The following is a 22,722-nucleotide window of genomic DNA, read 5'->3' as shown; positions in this document are numbered from 1 at the left end:
GCCGCACTCTCATTCACTGATGCCGTTTGGCGATCGCGCATCAGGTGAGGGCGTGTCCTCGCAATGGCGGGCAGAAGCGGGTGGCAAACCCGCGCACCAGCGATCTGCGGGGTCTCGAACTTGCATAAATGATCGCCCACCCCCCTCCCGGATCGATGGCATTTGCGAACAAGCGACTGATATCGCGACAAATTGGTGCCTCACGGGTCGGGGGAGATGTCGCGCCACGCCATTGTTTCAAAAATGTCACACGAAATCGTGTCGTGTGAAACCGCACGTTTCCGCGATTGTGTGTGACAGGGTGAAATGCTTTGGGGCTCGGGCAGGAAGGAGGGTTTCACAGCTCGATCCGGCCCATGGGCAAACGCCCGCGGCGTCAGGACCTTCTTCTAGTCAATTTCGTCCTCTTTCCAGGAGTACTTTATGTTTAATCGCAAGACCAAGTCAGCGTTGCTCGCGAGCTCGGTGATCTCGGTATCGCTGTTCGCCGCGCCGGCAATGGCGCAGGACGTCGGTGACAACGACCCCTCAATCACCTCGGCCCAGGAAGCTGGCCCGATCGTCGTTACCGGTTCGCGCATCCAGCGTCGCAACACCGACACCGCCGCTCCGGTTGCTGTCGTCGACGACGCCGAGTTCGAGCTGTCCGGCACCGTCAACGTCGAGAACGTCGTCAACCAGCTGCCGCAGGTCGTTCCCGGCCTGACCGCCGCTTCGAACAACCCCGGCAACGGCACGGCCACGCTGAACCTGCGCGGCCTCGGCGCCACGCGCTCGCTCGTGCTCGTCAACGGCCGCCGCTGGATGTTCTTCGATACCTCCCAGCTGGTCGACCTCAACACCATCCCCTCGTTCCTGATCGAATCGGTCGACGTTGTGACCGGTGGTGCCTCGGCCGTTTACGGTTCGGATGCGCTTGCCGGCGTCGTCAACTTCCGCCTGCGCCACGTCGATGGCGTCGAAGTGGGTGCCCAGTACTCGATCACCGACCGCGGCGATGCTGACCGTTACGAAATCCACGGCGCCCTCGGCACCGATTTCGCCGACGGTCGTGGCAAGGCCACCGTCTTCGGTGAATACTACAGCCGCGATCCCCTCTTCCAGGGCGACCGTGCCTTCTCGAACTTCGCGCTTGGTGGTGAAAGCTTCGGCGAGCCGCTGCAGCAGTTCGGCTCCTCGACCATGCCGGCCCTGCGTTTCAACGCACCGGGCAGCACCGTCGTCAATGGCACCACCTTCGCGCTGGGCAGTGGCCTGGTGATCGACGACGCCATCTTCGACGTGGGCAGCGGCGCTGCACGTGCCCGTGCGGGTGACACCTACAACTACGCGCCGGTGAACTACCTGCAGATCCCGCAGGAGCGTTACCTGCTCGGCGGCTACGCCGAATACGAGATCACCGACTGGGCCGTTCCCTATGCGGAAGTGGCCTTCGTGAACAACCGCGTGGCGACCGAACTGGCCGCCACCCCGGTGACCGGCACGTTCGACGTCAACCTCGCCGCGGTGCAGCCGTTCGTCAGCACGGCTGTGTTCCAGCAGCTGCAGACGCTGGATGCGCGTGAAACCGCAGCCAACGCCGCACGAATCGCTGCGGGCCTTTCGCCCCTGGCGGGTGCTGCCCCCGGCACCGTGAGCGCCTCGCTTCAGCGTCGTGTCATCGAAACCGGTTCGCGTAACTCGCTCGACGAGCGTAACGCCTTCCGCGTCCTCGCCGGCCTGCGTGGCGACATCACCGATTACCTGCAGTACGATGCGTACTACACGTACAACCGTACGCGTAATGCCAACATCCAGGCCGGTAACATCTCGCGTTCGGCGTTCCAGAATGCGCTGAATGGCACCACCTCGGGCATCAACATCTTCGACGAAGGTGGCTTGACCCAGGAGCAGGTCGATCAGATCTCGATCCTGGCGCAGAACAGCGACGTGTCGACCCTGGAAGTTGCTTCGGCGGCAATCTCGGGCACGCTCGGCGATTTCGCACTTGGGCAGGCTGAGCCGATCGGCTTCGCGCTTGGTGGTGAATATCGTCGCGTTGCCTCGCAGTTCATTCCTGACACCGCGCTGGCCTCGGGCGACGTGATCGGCTTCAATGCCGGTGACCCGACCGAAGGTTCGTACAACGTCAAGGAAGTGTTCGGCGAAATCAGCGTTCCGGTCGAATTCGGCTCGGCTCGTCTCGAGCTGACCGGTGCAGCCCGTTACTCCGACTACTCGCTGGAAGCCGTGGGCGGCGTGTTCACCTACGCCGGTGGTGTCGAGTTCGCTCCGATCCCGGACATCACCTTCCGCGGTCAGTACCAGCGTGCGGTGCGTGCGCCGAACGTGGCCGAACTGTTCCAGGGAACCGCGATCGGCTTCCCCGGTGCGACCGACCCGTGCGGTCGTCCGGCGGCTGCTTCGCCGGGTGCCCTGCGTGACCTGTGCCTTGCCAACGGCGTGCCCGCGGCGAACCTCGGCAATGCTGCCATCATCCAGCCCAACGCGCAGATCCCTGCGCTGTTCGGCGGCAACCCGAACCTGCAGGAAGAAACCTCGGACAGCTACACCTTCGGTGTGGTCATCCAGCCGCTGGCCATTCCTGGCCTGACGGTGACGGCCGACTACTTCAACATCAAGATTGAAGATGCGATCAGCACCATCTCGCTGCAGCAGTCGTTCGACCTGTGCTTCGACCAGTTCCAGGATGCGGGCAACCCGCTGTGCGGACCCTTCTTCGGGTTCGGAGACATCCGCGGTCCCGAGGGTGCGATCGACGTCGACTCGACCCCTGTTCTCGGCGCTCAGAACATCGCTGAGTTCGTGGTTTCGGGTATCGATCTTCAGGTTTCCTACAACATGGACCTGGACTTCTCGCTGCTCGGCAATGGCGGTTCGGACCTCAACCTGAACTTCCTGGGCACCTGGACCGAGGAAAGCTCGTTCCTGGCCACCCCAGACTCCGACCTGCTCGATTGCGCCGGTGTGTTCGGTACCGCTTGCGGTCAGCCCACGCCGACGTTCAAGTGGACGGCCCGTGCGACCTACGTCGATGGTCCGCTGACCTTCTCGACCCGCTGGCGCCACCTGTCGGCGGTCGATGATGACGATGACACCGTCGACTACGGCGATTTCAACGGAACCGAGCGTATCCCGGCCTACGATCTCGTGGATCTGACGCTTGGCTATGACTTCCGTGAGAACGTCACCTTCACGGTCGGTGTGAACAACGTGTTCGACACCCTGCCGATGACCCCGACGTTCGACGGAATCATCGTCAGCAACACCAACAACGGCACGCTGCTTGGTGACAACCAGGAGCAGGCCAACACCTACCCGAGCGTCTACGACACGCTTGGCCGCGACTTCTTCGCCTCGGTGCTGTTCCGCTTCTAAGCGACAACCGGGCGAGCGATCGCTACACAAAACGGGCGGGGGACCTTCGGGTCTCCCGCCCTTTTTTGTTTTTTCCGACGGAATTCTATTTAGCGAAAGCGCGGCGAACGCGCGGTTCTGCAAAGCGGAGCCGCGCCTTACAGGCGAACCGGCAGGGCGCGGCGCTTGGACTGGGTTATCGCGGCTTGCGAAAGGTGAGACAGGTCGCCAGCGGAGTGGCGGCCTTGCCATCGTCCAAGGCGCCGGTTACCTCGGCGATCATCCCGGTGGCCACGATGGCTGCGGCAATCTTTTCGCCCAGACCCGAGGCCTGCGCGGCCCGTTCGAGCGAACCGATGCGGCCAAGTTCGGCCTTGGCCTTTGCCACGATCTGGCGGACGATGGCCGCAGTTTGGGCAGGCATCTCGTGCCTGCTGGAAAGCAGCGTGCGGCAGATGGCCTCGGCAATTTCCCAGCCAGCGGACTGCGGGCCGAACAGGCTGACAGCGCGCTCGGGCGCCTCCGCAATATCGCTGGGAAGCGCGAGGATACCGGAGGCGCGCAGTTGCAGGTTGCGCAGGGCCTTGTCTGCCAGCCCCTGGTCCTCCAGCGCCCACCTGATCTGGCCCGCGCGTTCGCGGTTATGCGCGATGATCGGGCTGTCCTCGCGGTGGACGATCAGGCCGATTCTGCCGCCGGGCTGCAACACCCGCGCGATTGCCGCTGCGGTCGCATGGATGTCTCCGTATTCGAAACCGAACTGGCTGATTACCCCGGCGAAATGGGCGGGGGGGAAGGGCAGTTCGTGCATCATCACGCCCGGCAGCATCTTTGCTCCGCGTGGGGGCGGGGGAAGGGTGCCGGCCATGTCGATGCCGATCGGCTTCAGGTCCCGCCGCGCCCGCAGCAATGCGGCCATCGCCCGCCCGTCGCCCGTTCCCAAGTCGAGTACCCGGGCCTTGGCCGGCAAGGTCTTGGCAAACGCCGACCAGACCTGCGCCTCCATGTGGGCGAGTGCCTGCGCTGCGGGCAGGCAACTGCCTACCCGCCACTGGGCGGTGCCGTTTTCGCGCCAGAAGGCTTCCCACGCCGCACGGTCACCGTCCCCGTCGCTCATCGACGCATCCCCTGGTTCGCCGTCGCGTCGAAGGCGACCGTCATCCGCCGCCCCCGTGGAAACGGCCGGGTGCCGTGATAGAGCGTGCTCGGGAACAGGGCGAGGTGGCCTTCCACAGGTTCTAGCGAGACGATCGGCTGCAGGTCGAGGCGCAGGTCCGGTGCTGGCCGACCCAGTTCGATCCACCCTGCGCGTTCGTGCGTGGCCATGGCAGCCTCACCCGGCAATTCGCAATAACATGCGGATGAGACGATGCCTTCCGGGTGGAGGTGCGGGGCGTGGTGGTCGCCGCCGTGCGACAACCGCACGGACCACGATCCGGTGACGTGCCATTGCCTGTCGCGATGTTTCAACAGCGGATGCGCCGCGTCGTGTGGTGGGAGGTTGTTGCGGTAATCGTCCAGCGTGTCCCGGATCGCCCCGTGCAACGCGGCGAATTCGGGTTCGTGCCGGTCGAACAACAGCCCGCGCGTCTGGGTGCCGCCGCGCAGCGACTGGCCGAGCGGGAAGGAGGCGCTGTCGTGCAGATCGTGCAGGCGCGCAATGGCCGGGGGCAGCACCTTGTCGGCATCGCGGAGCGGCACCATCCGCACCAGCCCGTCCTGCCCGTGCAGCCAGTCATGCCGGGCATCGCCAGACAGCCGCCAGCCCAGATCGCGCAGGGCCCAGCCGGCGATGCTGTCGGGGTTGAGCGCAAGGGCGCGTGACAGCACCGTTTCCGCGCGCATGAGGTCGCCGCGCCGCAGCGCGTGCCGCCCCTCCTGCACCAGGCGTTCCTCGTCTTCGAGCGTGCTGGCGGCGAACAGCGCTTCCGCCTGCGCATCGTCGCCGCTGGCGCTCAGGTAGCCGGCGTGAAGCAGGGCCAGCCGGGGCATATCGGGGAATGCCGCGCGCGCGCGTGCCATGACCTCCGCCGCTTCGCCGTTGCGGTCATGGCCGGAGAGCACGCGCGCCCATTCGACCGGCAAGCCCGGATCGCCGGGCACCCGTTCGACAGCCTCGGCGTAGTGCGCTGCGAAATCGCTCTCGCCTGCAGCCAGTCGCAACTGGGCCAGGAACCGCAGCCCTTCGCCCCAGGCCGGTGCCTGCGCGGCGATCTGCTCCATCAGCGCCCGCGCATCGGCACGCTGGCCCAAGGCATCGAGCGCCTGCGCCTTGCCCAGCCACAGATCGGGATCGGCCGGGTTGGCCGCCAGCGCCTGGTCGAACCGCACCAGCGCATCGGGCTCGCCGCGCTCGATGGCGGTGCGTGCCCGGCCATGCAGGGCGCGGGGTCGCTGCGGGTCGAGCGCGAGGGCTAGGTCGTACCACTGCGCGGCGCCAGCCTTGTCACCCAGGGCGCGCTCCACGGTGCCGCGCGTCGAACAATAGGCGGCATTGGCCCGCCCGGTGTCCTCGACCCTCCGCAGGGCCTGCAGGGCCTCCGCCGGCCGGCCCACGGCGTTGAGCGCGATGGCATGATTGAGCCGGAAGTCGAATGCATCGGGCGCCAGCGCGACGGCGCGGGCAAACTGCCTGGCCGCCGTCGCCGCGTCACCTGCCTTCATCGCCGCATGGCCCGCGCTGTTGGCCGCCGCTGCCTCGCCCCCCGGCATCGGCCCCGACCCTGGCCCGCTCACCGGTCGCGCAGCCAACCGCTGATGGCGTAGCGGCCCTTGGGCGCGAAAGGCGGGACGTAGGTGACCGCATGGCTTTGCGGCACCGCGAACAGGTTGAGCGTATTGAACTGCGGCCGGAACCCCTGCACGATGTCGCCCGCGTCGTCGTAGAACACCAGGTATCCGCCCCAGTCGGGATGCCAGTCGTCGATCGTCAGGTTGAGGACGTAGGCGATGCGCCAGCCTTCCGCCATGTGACTGTCGATGTGCCGGCCGAGGAAATGCTGCGGGCCGAAACAGCTGGCACTGCCATCGGCCTTGGCGAGAGCCGGGATGCCCGTCACCTCGCGCATCAGTTGCAGGAACGGCGGGGCATTCAGGTGTTCCAGCAGGATCTCGAACGGGCCGCCGGGCTGCCAGCCTTTTTGCACGCCTTCGACCAGCGAATAGCGCAAGGCACGATAGGCGTAATCGCGCTGCGCGGCCGCGCGGTCGGTCGCCTTGCCCAGTTCCAGCGCCTCGTGGGCGATCGCGGGGTCGCGCATGTCGGCGGCGTGGAACGTGCGCGCGGTGCCGGTCGCCCCGGCCTGCAACGCCACGCCCCACGGCGTCGCGTGCTCCATGATGCCGCGCAGTTCACGCGCGGTGGCATCGGTAAGCACATCGGCAATCTGCAACCGCGTATCGCGCGCAAAGCGGGCCGCCAGCGCGTCGCGATCGAGATCGGGGTTGAGTTCGAAAAGGGGCCTCGCCATCGGCTCAGGCTATAGGAAAGCCCGGCGCAATTTGCCAGCCTGCACGCGCGGCGGCCCTGCAGATGGGGATCGTGAGCACGTGGCGACTTCGCCGTGCCGATTTCACCATGTCGACTTCACTTGGCGTTCAGCCCGCGCATAGCTATAGGCCTCGGCATGATTTCGACGAAGACGATGCGCACGGCGCTTGTTGCGGCGGCTTCCGCCACGGTATTGGCCGGTTGTGCGGGTGGGGGCGGCAGCGGTGGCAGTGCGACCGACGTCGCCTACGTCGCGCGCGACGTGGAAACGTTGTACACCGCCGCCAAGGATCGGCTCGATCGCGGCGATCTGGAAACCGCGGCGGCTCTGTTCGACGAGGTGGAGCGCCAGCACCCCTATTCGCCGTGGGCCCGCCGCGCCCAGTTGATGAGCGCCTTCGCCTATTATGCCAATCGCGATTACAACGAATCGATCCAGGCATCGACGCGCTTCCTCCAGATCCACCCGGGCAATCAGGATGCGCCTTACGCGTATTACCTCATCGCCATGAGCTATTACGAGCAGATCAGCGACGTGGAGCGCGATCAGGCCATTACCCGGCAGGCGCAGGCTGCGCTGACGGAAATCGTCCGACGCTATCCGCGCAGCCCCTATGCCGCCGATGCGCGGGCCAAGATCGATCTCGTCAACGATCACCTGGCCGGCAAGGAAATGGAAATCGGGCGGTTCTATCAGCGCACCGGGCAATGGCTGGCTTCGGCTCTGCGGTTCCAGAACGTGGTCGAGGATTACCAGACCACCAGCCACACGCCGGAGGCGCTCTTCCGCCTGGTCGAATCGAACCTGGCGATCGGCGTGCCCGAGGAGGCGCAGCGTTATGCCGCAGTGCTGGGCGCGAACTATCCGGGCAACGAATGGTACGAACGCGCCTTTGCGCTGATGGAACGCCATACGCCCGAGCGTACGGGGGGCTGAACGCCTTACGCCGCAGCGTATTCGCGGCGGTTCACATCCAGCAGCTCGATCATTTCGAAGGCATGAAGTGCCTGGTCGAGACGCAAACCGGCGCGCCCTTCGCGGGCCCAGCGCACGGTGCAGGCAAGGTCCTTGCCACAGCCGGTCAGCAACCGCACCGGATCACCGGGCTGGAATTGTGCCTGCCCCAGGTTGCTGAGCCGGGCGCCCTGTTGCGACAGTTCGATCAGCAAGCAGGGCGCGGTCGTGCGCCCTTCGCCCTGCAGGCGCACAGGCATCCGCAAGGCGTAGCGACGATGGGCGCGTATGGTGAGCACCGACATGGTGAAATGACCCTCCAGGACTTCCAGTCTGCACTTCGCCATAAACACCTTAACAATTTCAGACTCCTCCACCCAATTGCGACCGGCCATCGTTGCGCCGCGACGGGCCGAGCCTTATTGCCAGAGGCGACAACGCCATGCTGACCACGCTCGCCATTCGCAATATCGTGCTGATCGACGCGCTCGACCTCGCTTTCGGGCCGGGTCTTGGCGTGCTGACCGGGGAAACGGGTGCGGGCAAGTCGATCCTGCTCGATGCGCTGGGCCTGGTGCTGGGCGAACGCGCCGACAGCGCACTGGTGCGTGCCGGAGAGGAGCAGGCAAGCGTTACCGCCAGTTTCGAATTCGAGCAGCTACCTGTCCCCATCGTCCAGGCGCTGGCCGAGGCTGAGGTAGAGATCGAACCGGGCGAGGCGATGATCGTGCGCCGGCGGGTAAAGGCGGACGGCGGTTCGAAGGCATGGGTCAACGATCAGCCGGTGGGCGTCGCGCTGCTGCGCCAGCTTGCCGGTTCGCTGGTCGAACTGCACGGTCAGCACGATGATCGCGGGCTGGTGAATCCGCGCGGCCACCGGGCCTTGCTCGATCGCTTCGCCGGCGCCGAGGCGGCAGGTGTCGCCGCGACGTGGGATACCTGGCGCACGGCGCGCGAGGCGCTGGCCTCGGCACGCGCCGGCATTGCGCAGGCAAGGGCGGACGAGGACCTGTTGGTTGCGCATCTTGCCGAACTGACCGCGATGGAGCCGGAAACCGGCGAGGAGGCGACGCTGGCCGGCACGCGCACCGACATGCAGAAGGGCGAGAAGCTGCAGGGCGATCTGGAGGACCTGCGCCTGGTGTGGGACGGGTCGGATTCCCCGCTTGCTCGCCTGCGTTCGGCGGCCCGTAAGCTGGACAGGATCGCACCCGAACATCCCCTGCTGGCAGAGGCGCTGGCCGCACTCGATCGCGCGGTAATCGAGGCGGGAGAGGCGGAGGAAAAGCTGGAGGCCGCCGCGCAGGCGCTCACCCACGATCCGCTGGAGCTGGACCGGATTGAAACGCGCCTTTTCGAATTGCGCGCGCTGGCGCGCAAGCACGCGGTGCAGGTCGATGACCTGCCCGAGGTAATGCGGTCGCTGCGCGGCAGGCTCGACGCGATCGAACAGGGGGACGCCGATCTCGCCGATCTCGAACGCGCAGAGGCGGCGGCAGGCGCAGCCTACCGCACGGCCGCCCGGGCGCTGCACGATGCCCGCGTGGCCGCTGGCGAGCGCCTGGATAAAGCGGTCGCGGGCGAACTGGCGCCATTGAAGCTCGATGCCGCGCGTTTCCGCACCGACGTGCGCGAATTGCCCGAGGAGCGCTGGGGCGCGGGCGGCATGGACGCGGTCGAATTCCTCATTTCCACCAATCCCGGCGCCGACTTTGCCCCGCTCGGCAAGATCGCCAGCGGTGGCGAGCTCAGCCGCTTCATCCTGGCGCTGAAGGTGGCGCTGGCCGAGCAGGGCGGGGCGGCCACGGTGATCTTCGACGAGATCGACCGCGGCGTGGGCGGCGCGGTGGCAAGTGCCATCGGCGAACGGCTCGCGCGCCTGGCGGATGGCGGGCAGCTGCTTGCCGTCACCCACTCGCCCCAGGTCGCGGCGCGTGGCGGCATGCATTATCTGATCGCCAAATCCAACGAGGGCACCGTCACCCGCACCTCCGTCGCGCGGCTGGACGAGGGCGGGCGCCAGGAAGAAATCGCGCGCATGCTCAGCGGCGCGGAGGTTACGCCCGAGGCGCGGGCGCAGGCGGATCGGTTGCTGGAGCGGGTGTGATGGATCGCGGGGCGGCCTTCTTTGCTGGCGGCTTGTGCGGGATTATCGGCTTGCTCAGCGCAATCTCCGCTCCTCCTCCACAATCCCGGCAAAACGAATCCCGTGCTGTCGCTGCCAGCATCAGATCGTTTCTTCTAGGTTGGGTAGGCGAGGAAGGCTTCGCCGCTATCGCAGCGTCGCAAGAAAACGAGTTCCTGTGTCTATCCACGGAAGTCAGCTTGGACATGCCTGTAGTCGCCCAGGAATTGCGTGACATAGGACTGATCCCAGTCCTTGATGGTGAATGCACATCCCATGTCGTCGAGGGTGATTTCGGCATGTTTGGGGCTTTGACTTATTACTTCGGCCCCGATGGTGAGGAGGCAGGCCATCTCAAAATTTCCGGCCTGGTCTGCCCGTCGAGCCTTGAATGCCTTGTCGGAATAGAAACGCATGCGAGCGGAAATACTTATCGTATGCAGCGCAGGGGTCGGCGCTGGGTTGAAATTGAACGCTTGAACAGGTGGGTTGTGTGAAATGAGAAAGTCGCTTGCTTCGGCCTTTTTGGTCTTTTCTTCCTGCGTCGCAACGCCACCGGAAAGCGAACCGGGCGCGCTGCCCGCGCTTGCCGCGCGGCAGGACGCGCCGCAGGTAGCGATGATGGAGAACATTCTCGCCAGTTACTTCTCCGCCGACATCACCGATCCGCCCACGGTCTGCGCCGCGGTGCACGACGGGCGTGAGGCGGTGGCATTGGCACCCGCTGATGAAACGGCACTGATCGCCCGCTTCCCGCAGCTCGCGCCGCTGTCGCGCTGCACGCTGACGGCCGAAGGGTGGATGGACCAGGAGACGGAGGAACCGGCGCTGGTGCACACCCTGCACAGCTTCACCTGCCAGTCCGACAGCCGTTGCACCGGCTGGGCGAGTTACAATGTGCAGGGCGCCGCCTCGCCCAGCCAGCTTTACACCGCCGTATGGCAGGGCGACGCCTGGCAGTTCACCAGCGACCCGCAGATCATCGCGCAATAGTCATTCGATGTTGGACATCTCAGAAGCTGACGCCGCCAACGAACTGATGCGATTGGCCAAGGCGATTGCGCGCGCCAACCGGCTCTATCATGCCGAGGACGCGCCGGATATTTCCGACGCCGAATACGATGCACTGGTGCGCCGCAACGCAGAGCTGGAGACTGCCTTCCCGCACCTGGTGCGGGCGGACTCGCCGTCGCAGGGCGTGGGACACGAGGTCAGCGCCTCGCCCCTGTCCAAGGTCACCCATGCGGTGCGGATGATGAGCCTCGACAACGCCTTTTCGCCAGAGGAGGTGGCCGACTTCGTGGCGCGGGTGCGCAGGTTCCTGTCGCTCGCCGAGGCTGAGCCTGTCGCCTTCACTGCCGAGGACAAGATCGACGGTCTGTCGTGCTCACTGCGCTATGAGCACGGCAAACTGGTTCTCGCCGCGACGCGCGGAGATGGCAGCGTGGGCGAGAATGTCACTGCCAACGTCGCCCACATTAGGGATATTCCGCAAAGACTTGCCGGGAATTCTCCAGACCTGTTCGAGGTGCGCGGCGAGGTCTACATGAGCAAGACGGACTTTGCTGCGCTCAACGCCGCGCAAGAGGCAGCGGGCGCCAAGCTGTTCGCCAATCCGCGCAACGCGGCGGCAGGCTCCTTGCGGCAGAAGGATGCCAGCGTTACCGCCGCGCGGCCCCTGCGGTTTTGGGCGCACGGCTGGGGCGCGGCGAGCGAAGTGCCGGGTAAAACCCAGGCCGACGTCGTGCGCGTCATCGAAAGCTGGGGCCTGCCCGTTAGCCCGCTTTTCGCACAGGTCGAGGGCGTGGATGCGATGCTCGCGCATTATGCGAAAATCGCCGCGCAACGCGCTGATCTACCTTATGATATCGACGGCGTGGTTTACAAGGTTGACCGGCTGGATTGGCAGGCGCGGCTGGGTTTCGTCGCCAAGGCACCGCGCTGGGCCTTGGCGCACAAATTCCCGGCAGAGCGGGCTGAAACCGTGATCGAGGCCATCGACATCCAGGTCGGACGGACGGGCAAACTGACGCCGGTCGGCCGTCTTGCTCCGGTCCTGGTGGGCGGGGTCACGGTCACCAACGTGACGCTCCACAACCGGGACGAGATCGCTCGCCTCGGTGCGCGGCCTGGCGACAGGGTCATCATCCAGCGCGCGGGCGACGTGATCCCGCAGGTGGTCGAGAACCTGACCCGCGACGAGCAGCGCCCGGCCTTCGCCTTTCCGGACCATTGCCCCGACTGCGGCAGCGAGGCCGTGGCGGAGGAGGGCGAGGTCGACGTGCGCTGTACGGGCGGTCTCATCTGTCCCGCGCAACGCACGGAAAGATTGAAACATTTTGTCAGCCGCGCCGCACTCGACATTGAGGGTCTGGGCGAGAAGACGATCGACCAGTTCTTTGCCCTCGGGTGGCTGGAAAGCCCCGCCGACATTTTCCGCTTGCGACGGCGGCGGGACGCCATCCTCGCGCTGGAGGGTTGGAAGGAGAGGTCCGTAGACAATCTGCTGGCCTCCATCGAAGCCAAGCGGATGCCAGATGCGGCGCGCTTGCTGTTCGGCCTGGGCATCCGCCATGTCGGCGCCGTAACGGCGCGCGACTTGTTGAAGCATTTCCACGACTTGTCCGCGGTTCGTGATACGGCGGAGAAGGCGAGGGCAGGTGACGCGGAGGCTGCCGCCGAATTGACTGCCATCGATGGGATCGGCGCTGCAGTGGTGGAGGCGCTAGGCGATTTCTTCCATGAGGAGCACAATCGTGCCGTGTGGGACGATCTGCTTTCGCAAGTGAACCCACCCCGTTTCGAAGTTGCCACGATCGACAGCCGGGTTGCCGGCAAGACGGTGGTATTCACCGGTAAACTGGAAACAATGAGTCGTGACGAGGCGAAGTCGCAAGCCGAGCGATTGGGAGCCAGGGTCGCCGGTTCGGTCAGTGCCAAGACCGACCTTATCGTGGCCGGGCCCGGTGCGGGCAGCAAGCTCAAGAAGGCTGCCGAACTGGGAATCGAGGTTATCGACGAGGCGGGCTGGGCAACGATCGTGGCCGACGCGGCGGGATAAGGCGGAACCGAGCATTCACGGCGCGCACGTTAGAAGCGAAGGGAGCCGGAACGCCCGAAGGCATCCCGGCTCCCCTCCATCACACCAGATCAATCAGGCCTTGGCCTGCATGTTCTGGCAGCGTTCGGCCAGATCGGTCATGTTCTGGTCCGCCTGATAGCAATCGGCGGTGATCGTATCGAGCTTGGTCACGTGGTCCTTCTTGCCCAGCGCCTCTGCATAGGCCTTGGCAGTGCCGAAGCCGCAGATGCCGTAATGGCACATGCGCTGATACTGCGAGATGATGATGACATCGCGCACATCGTCGTTCTCGATGTCCTCTTCGATGGCGTGCTTCTTTGCCTCTTTCACGAGGCCTTCCATGCCCTTGCAGTGCTCTTTTTCGGAAATGTCGAAGTCTTCCAGCAGCGACTTTACAGTCTCGGTGTGCTTGTCGATGCCGTCGGCGCTCTTGGTCAACCGGTCCTTGAGCTTGCTGTCCTTGGTCTTATCGGCGAGTTCGCGCACGACCTTGGCCATCTGGTCGTTGGCGGACCAGTTGTCCTGCAACTCGTGGGTGTAGCAATCTTCGAGGTTCTTGGGGGCTGACATTGTGGCTTCTCCTCATGTCGTGGAAGGCGGGCACGATAGCGCCGCTTGTCTATCCAACTGCGGCGCATCGCAGTCTATCCGCCGCCAAGGAGGACAAGCGACCAAGCGGGCTGCATTGTCGCCAGTCCGAGCCTGCCGACTTACAATTGTGGGCTGTCAGGTCGCTTGTCGAATATTTGCGGGGCGCGGGATCCATTTCATCACGCCGCCCGCCATCGGCGTCCAGCGCCCCATGGGCAGGCCTGCCTCCGCCAGTCGCGCGCCGACCCAGCTGTTGCAGGTGTTGACCAGACTATAGCTTCCCAGCGCCTCGTAGTAGCTGTCGAGAGCGTAGGTGCCGCGCAATTCCCGGCGGTCCGCACCGGCGGCAATGGCGGGCAGTTCGCGCTCGATCGCGGTGACGAGGCGGCGGTATTGCGTCTGGGTGATGGTGATGGGGCGATAATTGTCCCCCGGCGCCGGGCGGACGTAGGGGCTGACGCGAATCACCGCCTCCCCGCCAACACTGGCGATGCGCAGCACCGTGGCAAGGCTGAGATCGCTCCAGGTCGGCACGCCCAGGAAAACCTCGCGCTCGCCGTAACCGATGGCAAGATGCGTGGGCATTTCGCCATAAAAGGGTGCCACGCGGCCGGCATTGGGGAATGTCTCGCGCCAGTCCTTGATGGCATTGGCGACGGGAACGACGATGCCGGTGTGGGTGCCGTTGGTCTCCACCAGAAGGACCACCCCTTCGGCAGGCTGCTGCCAGTCGGTATTGCGAGGGAGGGAGCTGCCGACCCACCCGGCGAGCAGGTAGGCTGCCACCACGCCTCCCAGCACCGCGATGGTGCCAAGCACGACGCGGATGGCGCGGCGTATCATCCGCGATACCGGTGCCGCAGCCACAGAATAGACCAGTCGCCCGAAACGAGGCGGCTCTGCAGACGAAATCCTGCGCGGCGGTAGGCGTTCTTCACCGCGTCTTCCTGCCGGGTCAGCAGGCCCGAGAGCAGGATCGATCCGCGCGGCGCGACACCCTCGGCAAAATCCCGCGCCATTTCGATCAGCGGCATTGCGAGGATGTTGGCGATCAGCAGGTCGAACGGCGCGGCAGCCTCGAGCAGCGGGGCGTCCATCCCTTCCGCTATCAGCATGGTCAGTTCGCCCGGGCCCTTGCCCAGCGCCACGCCGTTGAACCGGGCGTTCTCCAGCACGGCGGGCTCGCACACCGGATCGTTGTCGCTGGCGGTGACCACGGCGCGCGGCCACAGGTCCATCGCGGCAAAGGCGAGCAGTCCCGTGCCCGTGCCGATGTCCGCCACGTGGCGCGGGCGCAGCCCGGCGGCGTGCATGGCAGTGAGCATGGTCAGGCACCCGGCGGTCGTTTCGTGGTGACCGGTGCCGAATGCCTGGGCGGCGGGAATGCAGAAACTGGTGATGCCGCGCTCGTCGCTTGCCGGATGGTCGGGCGTGTGGACATGGAAGCGGCCGGCGCGGATCGGTTCGACGCCGCGCTGGCTCTCGGTAACCCAGTCGGTTTCCGGCAGTTCCTCGGCCAAGAGATCCGGCGCGGTGCCGGCAAACAGCGCGAGGATAGCGGCGCGCTCGGCCTTGCCCGGCTTGCCTTCGCAATAGGCATCGAGCTGCCAGATCTCGCCATCGGCAGGATCGACCTCGAACGCGGTAAGGACCATGCCGTCGTCCCGGCCCTCGGCAGCGTCCAGCGCGGATTCGATGCTCTCGCGCGGGGCGACGGCGGACAGTTTCCAGCTCATCGCGCATTCTCCCGCGCCAGCATGGCGTCGAACGCGGCCTCGGACCGGGCGGCATAGGCGCGACAGGCGCCGGCATCGACAAGCGAGCCCTCAGCCATGCGTTCCCCCAGCCGACTGGCAGAAGGGTGCGGTGTCAGCAGGATGTCGCAGGGAAGCGTTGCAACAGCGGCAAACCCGCGCCGCACCTGGGCCACGTAATCCGGGTGATCGCCGAAGCGATAGCCATCTGCGGCAGGTGTGGAGAGCGAGTCGGCATAGGCCATGGTGCGGCAGATTGCCCCTTCGCAACTTTGCCAGGTCCAGCTGGCGGAGCCGGGCGTGTGTGCCGGATTGGCATGCACGGTAAAGGCCAGCGGACCTGCAATCAGGGTTTCGCCATCGCGCAAGGCGCGGGCAACCGGGAAACCTTCGAACGGAGCGAGACTGGCGGCTTGGGGATCCTCGGGCAGCGCGCGTCCGCTTTCCAGCTGGTCACGTGCCGCAGACAGCGCCGCCGCGCGCGCGCCGGTGATGCGCATGATTTGGGCCGTCGCGCCGACGTGATCATAATGTTCATGACTGGACAGCACCCATGCGACCTGCGCCGGGTCAGCACCCAGAGCGCGGATATTGGCGACGATCTGACCGGCAACGTCCGGCGCTCCGCTGTCGACCAGCACGTGCCCTTGTGCCGAGGTGACCAGCAGCGCGGTGATGCCGCAGGTGCCGACATCGTAGGTATTGCCGAACACGCGGACCGGCGGCGCGGGGGCAACCCAGCTATCTTCCTTGCCTGCGCACTGCGCCTGTTTCTGCGCAAGGGTTGCAGGCGTCAGGGCGGGGGCGGCAGGCGTGGTGGCGCAGCCGGCCGTGGCCAGGATCAACGCTGCGGCGGCAAGGGTTCTAGCGGACAAAGCTGGCTCCATTGGCGTCGATCACGGCGCCGGTCATGCTGGCAGGGGCATCGAGCGCGCAGAACACCGCGATATCGGCGATCTCCTCGGGTTCGGCCACGCGGCCAAGCGGAATGTCCGCCAGCAGGCCCGGCCCGCCACGGCTGGCGAGATAGTCCTCGGCCATGCCCGTGTCGGTGAAACCCGGTGTGATGGCGAAGCTGAGAATGCCTTCGGCAGCATAGCCGCGCGCAATGGACTTGTGCATCCCGATCATGCCGGCCTTGGCCGCGGCATAGTGCCAGTGCGCCGGGCTGTCGCCGCGATAACTGGCGCGGCTGGCGATGTGGACCAGCCTGCCGCCAGGCGCACTGCCGCCGCGCGCCCTATCCTGCCAGTGGCGAACCGCGAACCGGCTGAGCTGCGCCGCGCTGGTCAGGTTGATGCGCAGCGTATCCTCCCAGTTGTCCAGCCACTCGATGTCGGACCCGTCGATCGGGTTGGCGGCGAACAGGCCGGCGTTGTTGACCAGCACGTCGATCCGCCCGTTCAGCATTTCCAGCGCATCCTGCCACAACACCTGGGCAGCGGGGGGATCGGAAAAGTCGGCGGGAATCGTCTCCTCGTCGATCCGGGTGGTGGCATGGCCGACGACGCGTGCGCCGCGTTCGCGCAGCTGGTCGGCGATGGCCTGGCCGATGCCGCGACTGGATCCGGTGACGAGAATGTTGATCATGGACCCCGCCATAGCGATGCCGACAGACGGGCGAAAGGCCGCGCTTGCCTCGCGCCGCGCATTCGCTAGAGGGATGGCGACCCACGCAAGCAACGGAATTACCATGGCCGATCGCCCGCTATCGCCGCATCTCAGCATCTGGAAATGGGGGCCGCACATGACGGTCTCGATCCTCCACCGCGTATCGGGAGACGGCATGGCGATCGTCGGCCTGGGCGTGCTGGGGTGGTGGCTGGGCGCGCTGGCCAGCGGACCGGATGCCTATGCCACCTTCTCCGATCACGCGAGCAGCTGGTATGGCATCGCCGTGCTGATCGGATTGACCTGGGCGTTCTTCAACCACGCGAGTTCGGGCATCCGCCACTTCGTGCTCGATACCGGCGCGGGCTACGATCTGGATACCAACCGCACCTATTCGTGGGTATCGATCGCTTCGGGCGTGCTGCTGACCGCGATCGTGTGGCTGTATATCATCGTAGAGCGGGGGATCTGACTATGGGCCTGGGCACTCCCATCGGCCGCGTGCGCGGCCTTGGTTCCTCGCATCACGGTTCGCACCACTGGCTGCTGCAACGCTTCACGGCGGTCGGCAACCTGGTGACGGTGCTGTTCCTAATCGTATCGCTGCTGCTGCTGCCCGATCTCAGCCACGCGACGGTCACCGGCTGGCTGTCGGGGCCGCTGCCCGCGCTGATGGTGGCGCTGATGATCGTGTCCACCTTCTGGCACGCGCGGCTGGGGCTGCAGGTTCTGATCGAGGATTACGTCCACGCCATCGGCAACCGTTTCGCGGTAATTCTGGCGCTGAACCTGTTCACCATCGTGGGCGCGGTGGCGGCGCTGTTCTTTCTTTTCCTGATCGTGACGGGAGCGGGCGCACCGGCGCCGGTCGCTCCGGCAGCCGCGGGGGGCATGTGACCATGACCGATACGACCAGCACCACGCAGCCTGCCTACAAGATCATCGACCACACCTATGACGTGGTCGTGGTTGGTGCGGGCGGTTCCGGCCTGCGCGCCACGATGGGCTCTGCCGAGGCGGGGCTGAAGACGGCCTGCATCACCAAGGTCTTCCCCACTCGCAGCCACACGGTCGCAGCGCAGGGCGGCATCGCCGCCAGCCTCGGCAACAATTCGCCCGATCACTGGTCGTGGCACATGTACGATACCGTCAAGGGATCGGACTGGCTGGGCGACCAGGATGCCATCGAATACATGGTGCGCGAGGCGCCCGCCGCGGTTTATGAGCTGGAGCACGCGGGCGTGCCCTTCAGCCGCAACGAGGATGGCACGATCTACCAGCGGCCCTTTGGCGGGCACATGCAGAACATGGGCGAAGGCCCGCCCGTGCAGCGCACCGCCGCCGCTGCCGACCGCACGGGGCATGCGATGCTCCATGCGCTCTACCAGCAGAGCCTGAAGTACGCCGCGGACTTCTTCATCGAATATTTCGCCATCGACCTGATCATGACGGGCGAGGGCGCCAACCGTCGCTGCGTCGGCGTGATCGCGATGTGTATGGACGATGGCACCATCCACCGGTTCCGTGCCCATTCGGTAGTGCTAGCGACGGGCGGTTACGGCCGCTGCTATTACACCGCCACCAGCGCGCACACCTGCACTGGCGACGGCGGCGGCATGGTGCTGCGCGCCGGCCTGCCGATGCAGGACATGGAATTCGTGCAGTTCCACCCCACCGGCATTTACGGCGCAGGCGTGCTGATTACGGAAGGCGCGCGGGGCGAGGGCGGATACCTCACCAATTCCGAGGGCGAGCGCTTCATGGAACGCTACGCCCCGTCCGCCAAGGATCTGGCGAGCCGCGACGTGGTCAGCCGCTCTATGGCGCTGGAAATGCGCGAGGGGCGCGGCGTCGGTCCGGAGAAGGATCACATTTTCCTGCACCTCGACCACATCGATCCCGCGGTGCTGGCCGTGCGCCTGCCCGGCATCACCGAAAGCGGCAAGATTTTCGCCGGCGTCGACCTGACCCGCCAGCCGCTGCCCGTCACCCCGACGGTGCACTACAACATGGGCGGCATCCCGTGTAACTATCACGGCGAGGTCGTGACGCTGGGGCCGGATGGCAACCCGGATCACGTGGTGCCCGGCCTCTTCGCAGTTGGCGAGGCGGCCTGCGTCTCGGTCCACGGGGCGAACCGTCTCGGCTCCAACTCGCTGATCGATCTCGTGGTATTCGGTCGTGCGACCGGGCACCGCCTGAAGGACATCATCAAGCCCGGCACCGCCCATGACGAATTGCCCGCGGACAGCGCGGAAATGGCGCTGGGCCGGCTCGATCATTTCCGCCACGCCAGCGGCGGTTCGCCCACCGCGGCGATCCGGCGGGAGATGCAGCAGACCATGCAGAAGCACGCCGCCGTGTTCCGCGACAGCGCGCTGATGGCCGAAGGCGTGCGCCAGCTGGCCGAGACGAACAAGCGGATGGAGGACATCCACGTCACCGACAAGTCGCTGATCTGGAACAGCGACCTGGTAGAGACGCTGGAACTCGACAATCTGATGGCCCAGGCCAACGTGACCATGGTGAGCGCCGAGAACCGCAAGGAAAGCCGCGGCGCGCACGCGCACGAAGACTTCCCCGACCGCAACGACGCGGAATGGATGAAGCACACCATCGCCTGGTTCGAAGGCTGGGGCGGGAAGGGCGGCAAGGTCTCGATCGACTATCGCCCGGTGCACGAATACACGCTGACCGACGACGCCACGTATATCGCGCCCAAGAAGCGGGTGTATTGACGATACGTTTGCGGACCGCCTGGCTGGCCGCGCCGGTCGCCCTGGCGGCCTGCGCGGCGATGCCTGTGGCGCCGGACAGGCCGTTCTACACCAAGCAGGTCGCCGCTGCCGGCATCCCCGTCCGCTCCAGCGACCGCGTGCGCGACGAAGCGCTGGCGGCCGCGCAGGCGATGATTGCGGACATGCTCGCCACCCGCCCCGATCTCGCGGCCGAACTGGTGCGGCAGGATTACACCGTGTCGGTCATCGCCGAGGACGAGGCGCTGCTCGATCTGCCCGAGAATGCGCACTGGACCAAACCCGCCGCAGACGACATCCGCCTGACCCGGTGCGAGCGGCTGCATTATGATGAACGCATCGGCGCCCTGAGCGACCGCGCATACTGGGATGCCCGCGCGCGTGGCATCGGCGGGCAGCGCACGGCGGTGGCGGAGGAGGACGTGCTGGGCCTTCGCTCCAGCCGCTATTACGGCGAGACGATCCTCGTCCACGAATTCGCCCACAACGTATTGTTCGCAATACAGGCGGCCGACCCGGCGCTCTATGCCCAGGTCGAGGCAGCTTATGCCAACGCGCAAGGCCAGCGGATGTGGTTCAACGAATACGCCATGACGACGGTGCAGGAATACTGGGCGGAAGGCACGCAGTTCTGGTTCGATTCGAACAAGCTGGTGGTGGTCGACGGGCAGCGCATCCTGAACCACGCCGACCTGGCGGCCTACGATCCCGCGCTCTACGCCGCGCTGGCGCAGGCCTATTCGCCTCGTCACCGGCTTGCCCGCGATCCGTTCTGGATGAGCGAGGCCCGCGTGCCACCGGGACCCATTCCGCGCAACACCGCGGAAGAGTGCTGAACGCGGATCGTTCAGGCGCGTTCACGCGGCCCCGGCGCCCCGCCACTTGTCCAAGACACATTCATCGTCCAGCCACGCCGATGCGTTACCGGTTGCGCAAGCTGCAAGAGATGCATAGGCAAACCGCCAACCGTGACGGTGCAGGTAACAAGGGTTCCGACATTGCAAAATCTTCGCAAGATCATCGCGCTGGCGGCGCTTTCCCTGCTGGCAGCCTGCGCGTCTACGCCGCCGCTCGGCGGCGCGCCGGGATCCCAAGTGACGACGGCAGCCGAATTGCCCGTGCCGACAGTGGCCGATTTCGCGCCCGTGAGCACCGACGCGCAGTTGCGCCCGCTCGACGTGCTGGAGGTCGTTCTGTTCGGCATCGAGGACCTCAGCCGGACGGTGCAGGTCGGTGCGAACGGTACGTTTACTTATCCGCTGATTGGATCGGTCTCTGCCATCGGGCGCACGCCTGAGGAGCTGGGCATCGAGTTGGAAAATCGCTTTCGCCAGACTTACGTTCTCAATCCCGATGTGACCGTGCGGGTAACGGCGCGCGCTCAGCAATACGTCACCGTGGGCGGCGAGATTGCCTCGCCTGGGCGTTTTGAGATCGACGGGCCTATCACCCTGATGGAAGCCGTGGCAATGGGTGGCGGTCTGGACGAATATGCTGCACGCGACGAAGTGCTGGTTTTTCGCACGGTGGGTGACGATCGCTACATCGGCGTCTATAACGTCGAGGGCATCCAACGCGGCAACTATGCCGATCCGACCGTGTACCCCAATGACATCGTGATGGTTGGAGATTCGCCGGGCCGACGTCGTTTGGAGAGGATTCTGACCCTGACGACCGCGCTCAGCGCACCTCTTGTGATCCTGGAGCGTGTCCTGACCCAATAGCGGGAACGCCGCTCGGGGACTTAGGACGCTTCAGGCACCCTGCGCGCATCCACGATAACGACAGGCTCAGCGAGCATCTGCCCGCGCATCCAGCCTTCGCCCGCGTCCGGATCGATCGGCGCGGCGTGAATGGCCGCGACCACGTCCATTCCTTGGGTAACGTGGCCGAAGACGGCGTATCCATTGCGCCAGACCGGATCGTCCGCCTGCGGATTGGCGTCCAGGCCGGGCTGATCGCCCAGCATGATCGTGAAATCCCCGTTCGCGGTGCCAGGATCGCCCATGGCCATGGATACGGCCCCGCGCACATGACTGAGGCCGGTCTGTGTCGTGGGCTCATGCACGATGCCGGGCAACACCCGGTCCGGGTCCCAACGGGTGCCGCCCTGGATAAGGCCGTTGTGCTGTTCGCCCCAATCGATAGGCATGGCGCGGTAGAACGCGGTCCCGTCCAGACGCCCTTCCTCCACGTAGCGCAGGAAGTTGCCCGCGGTGATAGGCGCGCGCTCCGTTTCGAGCGCGATGACGATGTCGCCGCGCGTGGTTTCCAGCACCACCTCGACTGTTTCGGGCGCTTCCTGCGCGTACAGCGGGGTAGCCGGGAGCAGCAGCGAGGCGAGGGGGAGCAGGCGTTTCATTCCCATATCCTGCCTTCCGCGCAGGGCCATAGCAATGGAGACGTCAGATGACCTCGGCGATCAGCCCGCGATCGCGGGCCTCGTCGCAGGGGATATACCAGTTGTCCGGCGCCTTTTCGCGCAGTTCCTCGAACGCGACCGCGCTGCCGTCCACGATCTCGCGAAAGCCCTGCTCCTCGATGGCGATGGATTGCTCGATTTCATGCAACGCACCTTTCAGCTGTGCGATACAGCTGCGCAAGGGACCGGACAGGTTGATGGTCTTGGCGATCTGCCGTTCGTGCAGCAGCAGCGTGGTGCCCTCGGTCAGGAAACGGTGCGAAACCGGGAACCCCGCCATGAACGTCGCCCCCGCTGAATAAACCGCCGCCTTGCCCAGAAAGCAGATGTCGCGCCCCGCCTCGCGCAGCAGGCGCACATCGTCCGCCATGGCGCGGGCGACTTCCGGATTACCGCCCAGGGTGGTGATGGCGATGAGCAATGGCCGATCGGTAGGCGCGGCAGAAAGCTGATCGCGAAACTGGCCGTACATCGCTTCGTCCACGCTGCCGATAAGACGAATCTGTGGCCAGGCGAGAATGTCTTGCTTCTGAAAGGTCTTGGTCATGGCGAGAGAACCGCCTGCGCCGGCCGCCGTTC

The 22,722-nt window shown here is 65.7% G+C and carries 22 protein-coding genes; 10 read left to right on the top strand and 12 right to left on the bottom strand.

Annotation, left to right across the window (positions count from 1 at the left end; genetic code table 11):
• Window positions 1-423: 423 nt before the first annotated feature.
• The gene (locus GRI62_RS07385; RefSeq protein ID WP_131452706.1) at window positions 424-3,378 is read left to right on the top strand and encodes a TonB-dependent receptor domain-containing protein; all 2,955 of its coding nucleotides are present in this window, start codon (window positions 424-426) and stop codon (window positions 3,376-3,378) included.
• 175 nt (window positions 3,379-3,553) lie between these two features.
• Here GRI62_RS07385 and GRI62_RS07380 read toward each other — a convergent pair whose 3' ends face one another.
• From GRI62_RS07380 to GRI62_RS07370, 3 genes are read right to left on the bottom strand one after another with little or no spacing between them, the layout of a single operon-like run.
• Window positions 3,554-4,474, bottom strand: a complete 921-nt coding sequence (locus GRI62_RS07380; RefSeq protein ID WP_131452705.1) for a class I SAM-dependent methyltransferase — start codon at window positions 4,472-4,474, stop codon at window positions 3,554-3,556.
• Window positions 4,471-6,069 (bottom strand): tetratricopeptide repeat protein, encoded by a 1,599-nt coding sequence (locus GRI62_RS07375; RefSeq protein ID WP_131452704.1) that lies wholly within the window; start codon window positions 6,067-6,069, stop codon window positions 4,471-4,473. The genes GRI62_RS07380 and GRI62_RS07375 overlap by 4 nt, the downstream gene beginning before the upstream one ends.
• Before the next feature lie 20 nt (window positions 6,070-6,089).
• A complete protein-coding gene (locus GRI62_RS07370) occupies window positions 6,090-6,827 on the bottom strand; it encodes a 2OG-Fe(II) oxygenase (protein ID WP_131452703.1) in 738 nt (245 codons plus the stop codon).
• 156 nt (window positions 6,828-6,983) lie between these two features.
• Between GRI62_RS07370 and GRI62_RS07365 the strand changes: the two genes are divergently transcribed.
• Window positions 6,984-7,784 (top strand): outer membrane protein assembly factor BamD, encoded by an 801-nt coding sequence (locus tag GRI62_RS07365; protein ID WP_131452702.1) that lies wholly within the window; start codon window positions 6,984-6,986, stop codon window positions 7,782-7,784.
• 5 nt (window positions 7,785-7,789) lie between these two features.
• Here the strand turns inward: GRI62_RS07365 and GRI62_RS07360 are convergent, their stop codons facing one another.
• The gene (locus GRI62_RS07360; RefSeq protein WP_131452701.1) at window positions 7,790-8,197 is read right to left on the bottom strand and encodes a PilZ domain-containing protein; all 408 of its coding nucleotides are present in this window, start codon (window positions 8,195-8,197) and stop codon (window positions 7,790-7,792) included.
• Window positions 8,198-8,244: 47 nt separating this feature from the next.
• Here GRI62_RS07360 and recN point away from each other — a divergent pair, with 47 nt between their 5' ends.
• Window positions 8,245-9,909, top strand: coding sequence for a DNA repair protein RecN (recN, locus tag GRI62_RS07355; RefSeq protein WP_131452700.1), 1,665 nt, complete (start codon window positions 8,245-8,247; stop codon window positions 9,907-9,909).
• Window positions 9,910-10,109: 200 nt separating this feature from the next.
• On the opposite strand, the gene GRI62_RS07350 is transcribed toward recN, so the two are convergent.
• Window positions 10,110-10,559, bottom strand: a complete 450-nt coding sequence (locus GRI62_RS07350; RefSeq protein WP_131452699.1) for a hypothetical protein — start codon at window positions 10,557-10,559, stop codon at window positions 10,110-10,112.
• Between GRI62_RS07350 and GRI62_RS07345 the strand changes: the two genes are divergently transcribed.
• Entirely contained in the window at window positions 10,546-10,920 is a 375-nt protein-coding gene (locus tag GRI62_RS07345; protein ID WP_188669322.1) for a hypothetical protein, read from the top strand. The two genes, GRI62_RS07350 and GRI62_RS07345, sit on opposite strands and share 14 nt — an antisense overlap.
• Window positions 10,921-10,927: 7 nt before the next feature.
• Window positions 10,928-12,988 carry an NAD-dependent DNA ligase LigA gene (gene ligA / locus GRI62_RS07340; RefSeq protein ID WP_131452697.1) on the top strand — a complete coding sequence of 687 codons (2,061 nt, stop codon included), beginning with the start codon at window positions 10,928-10,930 and terminating at the stop codon, window positions 12,986-12,988.
• 93 nt (window positions 12,989-13,081) lie between these two features.
• Here ligA and GRI62_RS07335 read toward each other — a convergent pair whose 3' ends face one another.
• The 5 genes from GRI62_RS07335 to GRI62_RS07315 form a co-directional block, all read right to left on the bottom strand.
• A complete protein-coding gene (locus GRI62_RS07335) occupies window positions 13,082-13,579 on the bottom strand; it encodes a YciE/YciF ferroxidase family protein (RefSeq protein WP_131452696.1) in 498 nt (165 codons plus the stop codon).
• A 156-nt stretch (window positions 13,580-13,735) separates the two neighbouring features.
• Entirely contained in the window at window positions 13,736-14,443 is a 708-nt protein-coding gene (locus GRI62_RS07330) for a DUF2459 domain-containing protein (RefSeq protein ID WP_131452695.1), read from the bottom strand.
• Entirely contained in the window at window positions 14,440-15,336 is an 897-nt protein-coding gene (locus tag GRI62_RS07325; RefSeq protein ID WP_131452694.1) for a 50S ribosomal protein L11 methyltransferase, read from the bottom strand. The genes GRI62_RS07330 and GRI62_RS07325 overlap by 4 nt, the downstream gene beginning before the upstream one ends.
• Window positions 15,333-16,199, bottom strand: coding sequence for a subclass B3 metallo-beta-lactamase (gene bla, locus GRI62_RS07320; protein ID WP_234027389.1), 867 nt, complete (start codon window positions 16,197-16,199; stop codon window positions 15,333-15,335). The genes GRI62_RS07325 and bla overlap by 4 nt, the downstream gene beginning before the upstream one ends.
• 19 nt (window positions 16,200-16,218) lie before the next feature.
• The gene (locus GRI62_RS07315) at window positions 16,219-16,944 is read right to left on the bottom strand and encodes an SDR family NAD(P)-dependent oxidoreductase (RefSeq protein WP_131452692.1); all 726 of its coding nucleotides are present in this window, start codon (window positions 16,942-16,944) and stop codon (window positions 16,219-16,221) included.
• 73 nt (window positions 16,945-17,017) lie between these two features.
• Between GRI62_RS07315 and sdhC the strand changes: the two genes are divergently transcribed.
• From sdhC to GRI62_RS07290, 5 genes are all read left to right on the top strand, one after another.
• Complete coding sequence (sdhC, locus tag GRI62_RS07310) at window positions 17,018-17,437, top strand: succinate dehydrogenase, cytochrome b556 subunit (protein ID WP_373282980.1); 420 nt, start codon at window positions 17,018-17,020, stop codon at window positions 17,435-17,437.
• A gap of 2 nt (window positions 17,438-17,439) precedes the next feature.
• Entirely contained in the window at window positions 17,440-17,862 is a 423-nt protein-coding gene (gene sdhD, locus GRI62_RS07305) for a succinate dehydrogenase, hydrophobic membrane anchor protein (protein ID WP_131452691.1), read from the top strand.
• A 2-nt stretch (window positions 17,863-17,864) separates the two neighbouring features.
• Window positions 17,865-19,703, top strand: a complete 1,839-nt coding sequence (sdhA, locus tag GRI62_RS07300; protein ID WP_131452690.1) for a succinate dehydrogenase flavoprotein subunit — start codon at window positions 17,865-17,867, stop codon at window positions 19,701-19,703.
• Window positions 19,700-20,557 carry a glycoside hydrolase gene (locus tag GRI62_RS07295; protein ID WP_234027388.1) on the top strand — a complete coding sequence of 286 codons (858 nt, stop codon included), beginning with the start codon at window positions 19,700-19,702 and terminating at the stop codon, window positions 20,555-20,557. Before sdhA ends, GRI62_RS07295 begins: the two co-directional genes overlap by 4 nt.
• 132 nt (window positions 20,558-20,689) lie before the next feature.
• Window positions 20,690-21,445: a polysaccharide biosynthesis/export family protein gene (locus GRI62_RS07290; RefSeq protein WP_131452689.1), complete on the top strand. Its 756-nt coding sequence runs from the start codon at window positions 20,690-20,692 to the stop codon at window positions 21,443-21,445.
• Between the two features lie 20 nt (window positions 21,446-21,465).
• Here the strand turns inward: GRI62_RS07290 and GRI62_RS07285 are convergent, their stop codons facing one another.
• Both GRI62_RS07285 and GRI62_RS07280 read right to left on the bottom strand, forming a co-directional pair.
• Window positions 21,466-22,083, bottom strand: coding sequence for a peptidylprolyl isomerase (locus GRI62_RS07285; protein ID WP_131452688.1), 618 nt, complete (start codon window positions 22,081-22,083; stop codon window positions 21,466-21,468).
• 43 nt (window positions 22,084-22,126) lie between these two features.
• Entirely contained in the window at window positions 22,127-22,690 is a 564-nt protein-coding gene (locus GRI62_RS07280; RefSeq protein WP_131452687.1) for an ATP-dependent Clp protease proteolytic subunit, read from the bottom strand.
• Window positions 22,691-22,722 lie beyond the last annotated feature (32 nt).

The organism is Aurantiacibacter arachoides (assembly GCF_009827335.1).
Classification (GTDB): domain Bacteria; phylum Pseudomonadota; class Alphaproteobacteria; order Sphingomonadales; family Sphingomonadaceae; genus Alteraurantiacibacter; species Alteraurantiacibacter arachoides.
This window is presented reverse-complemented; position numbering and strand designations above follow the sequence as displayed.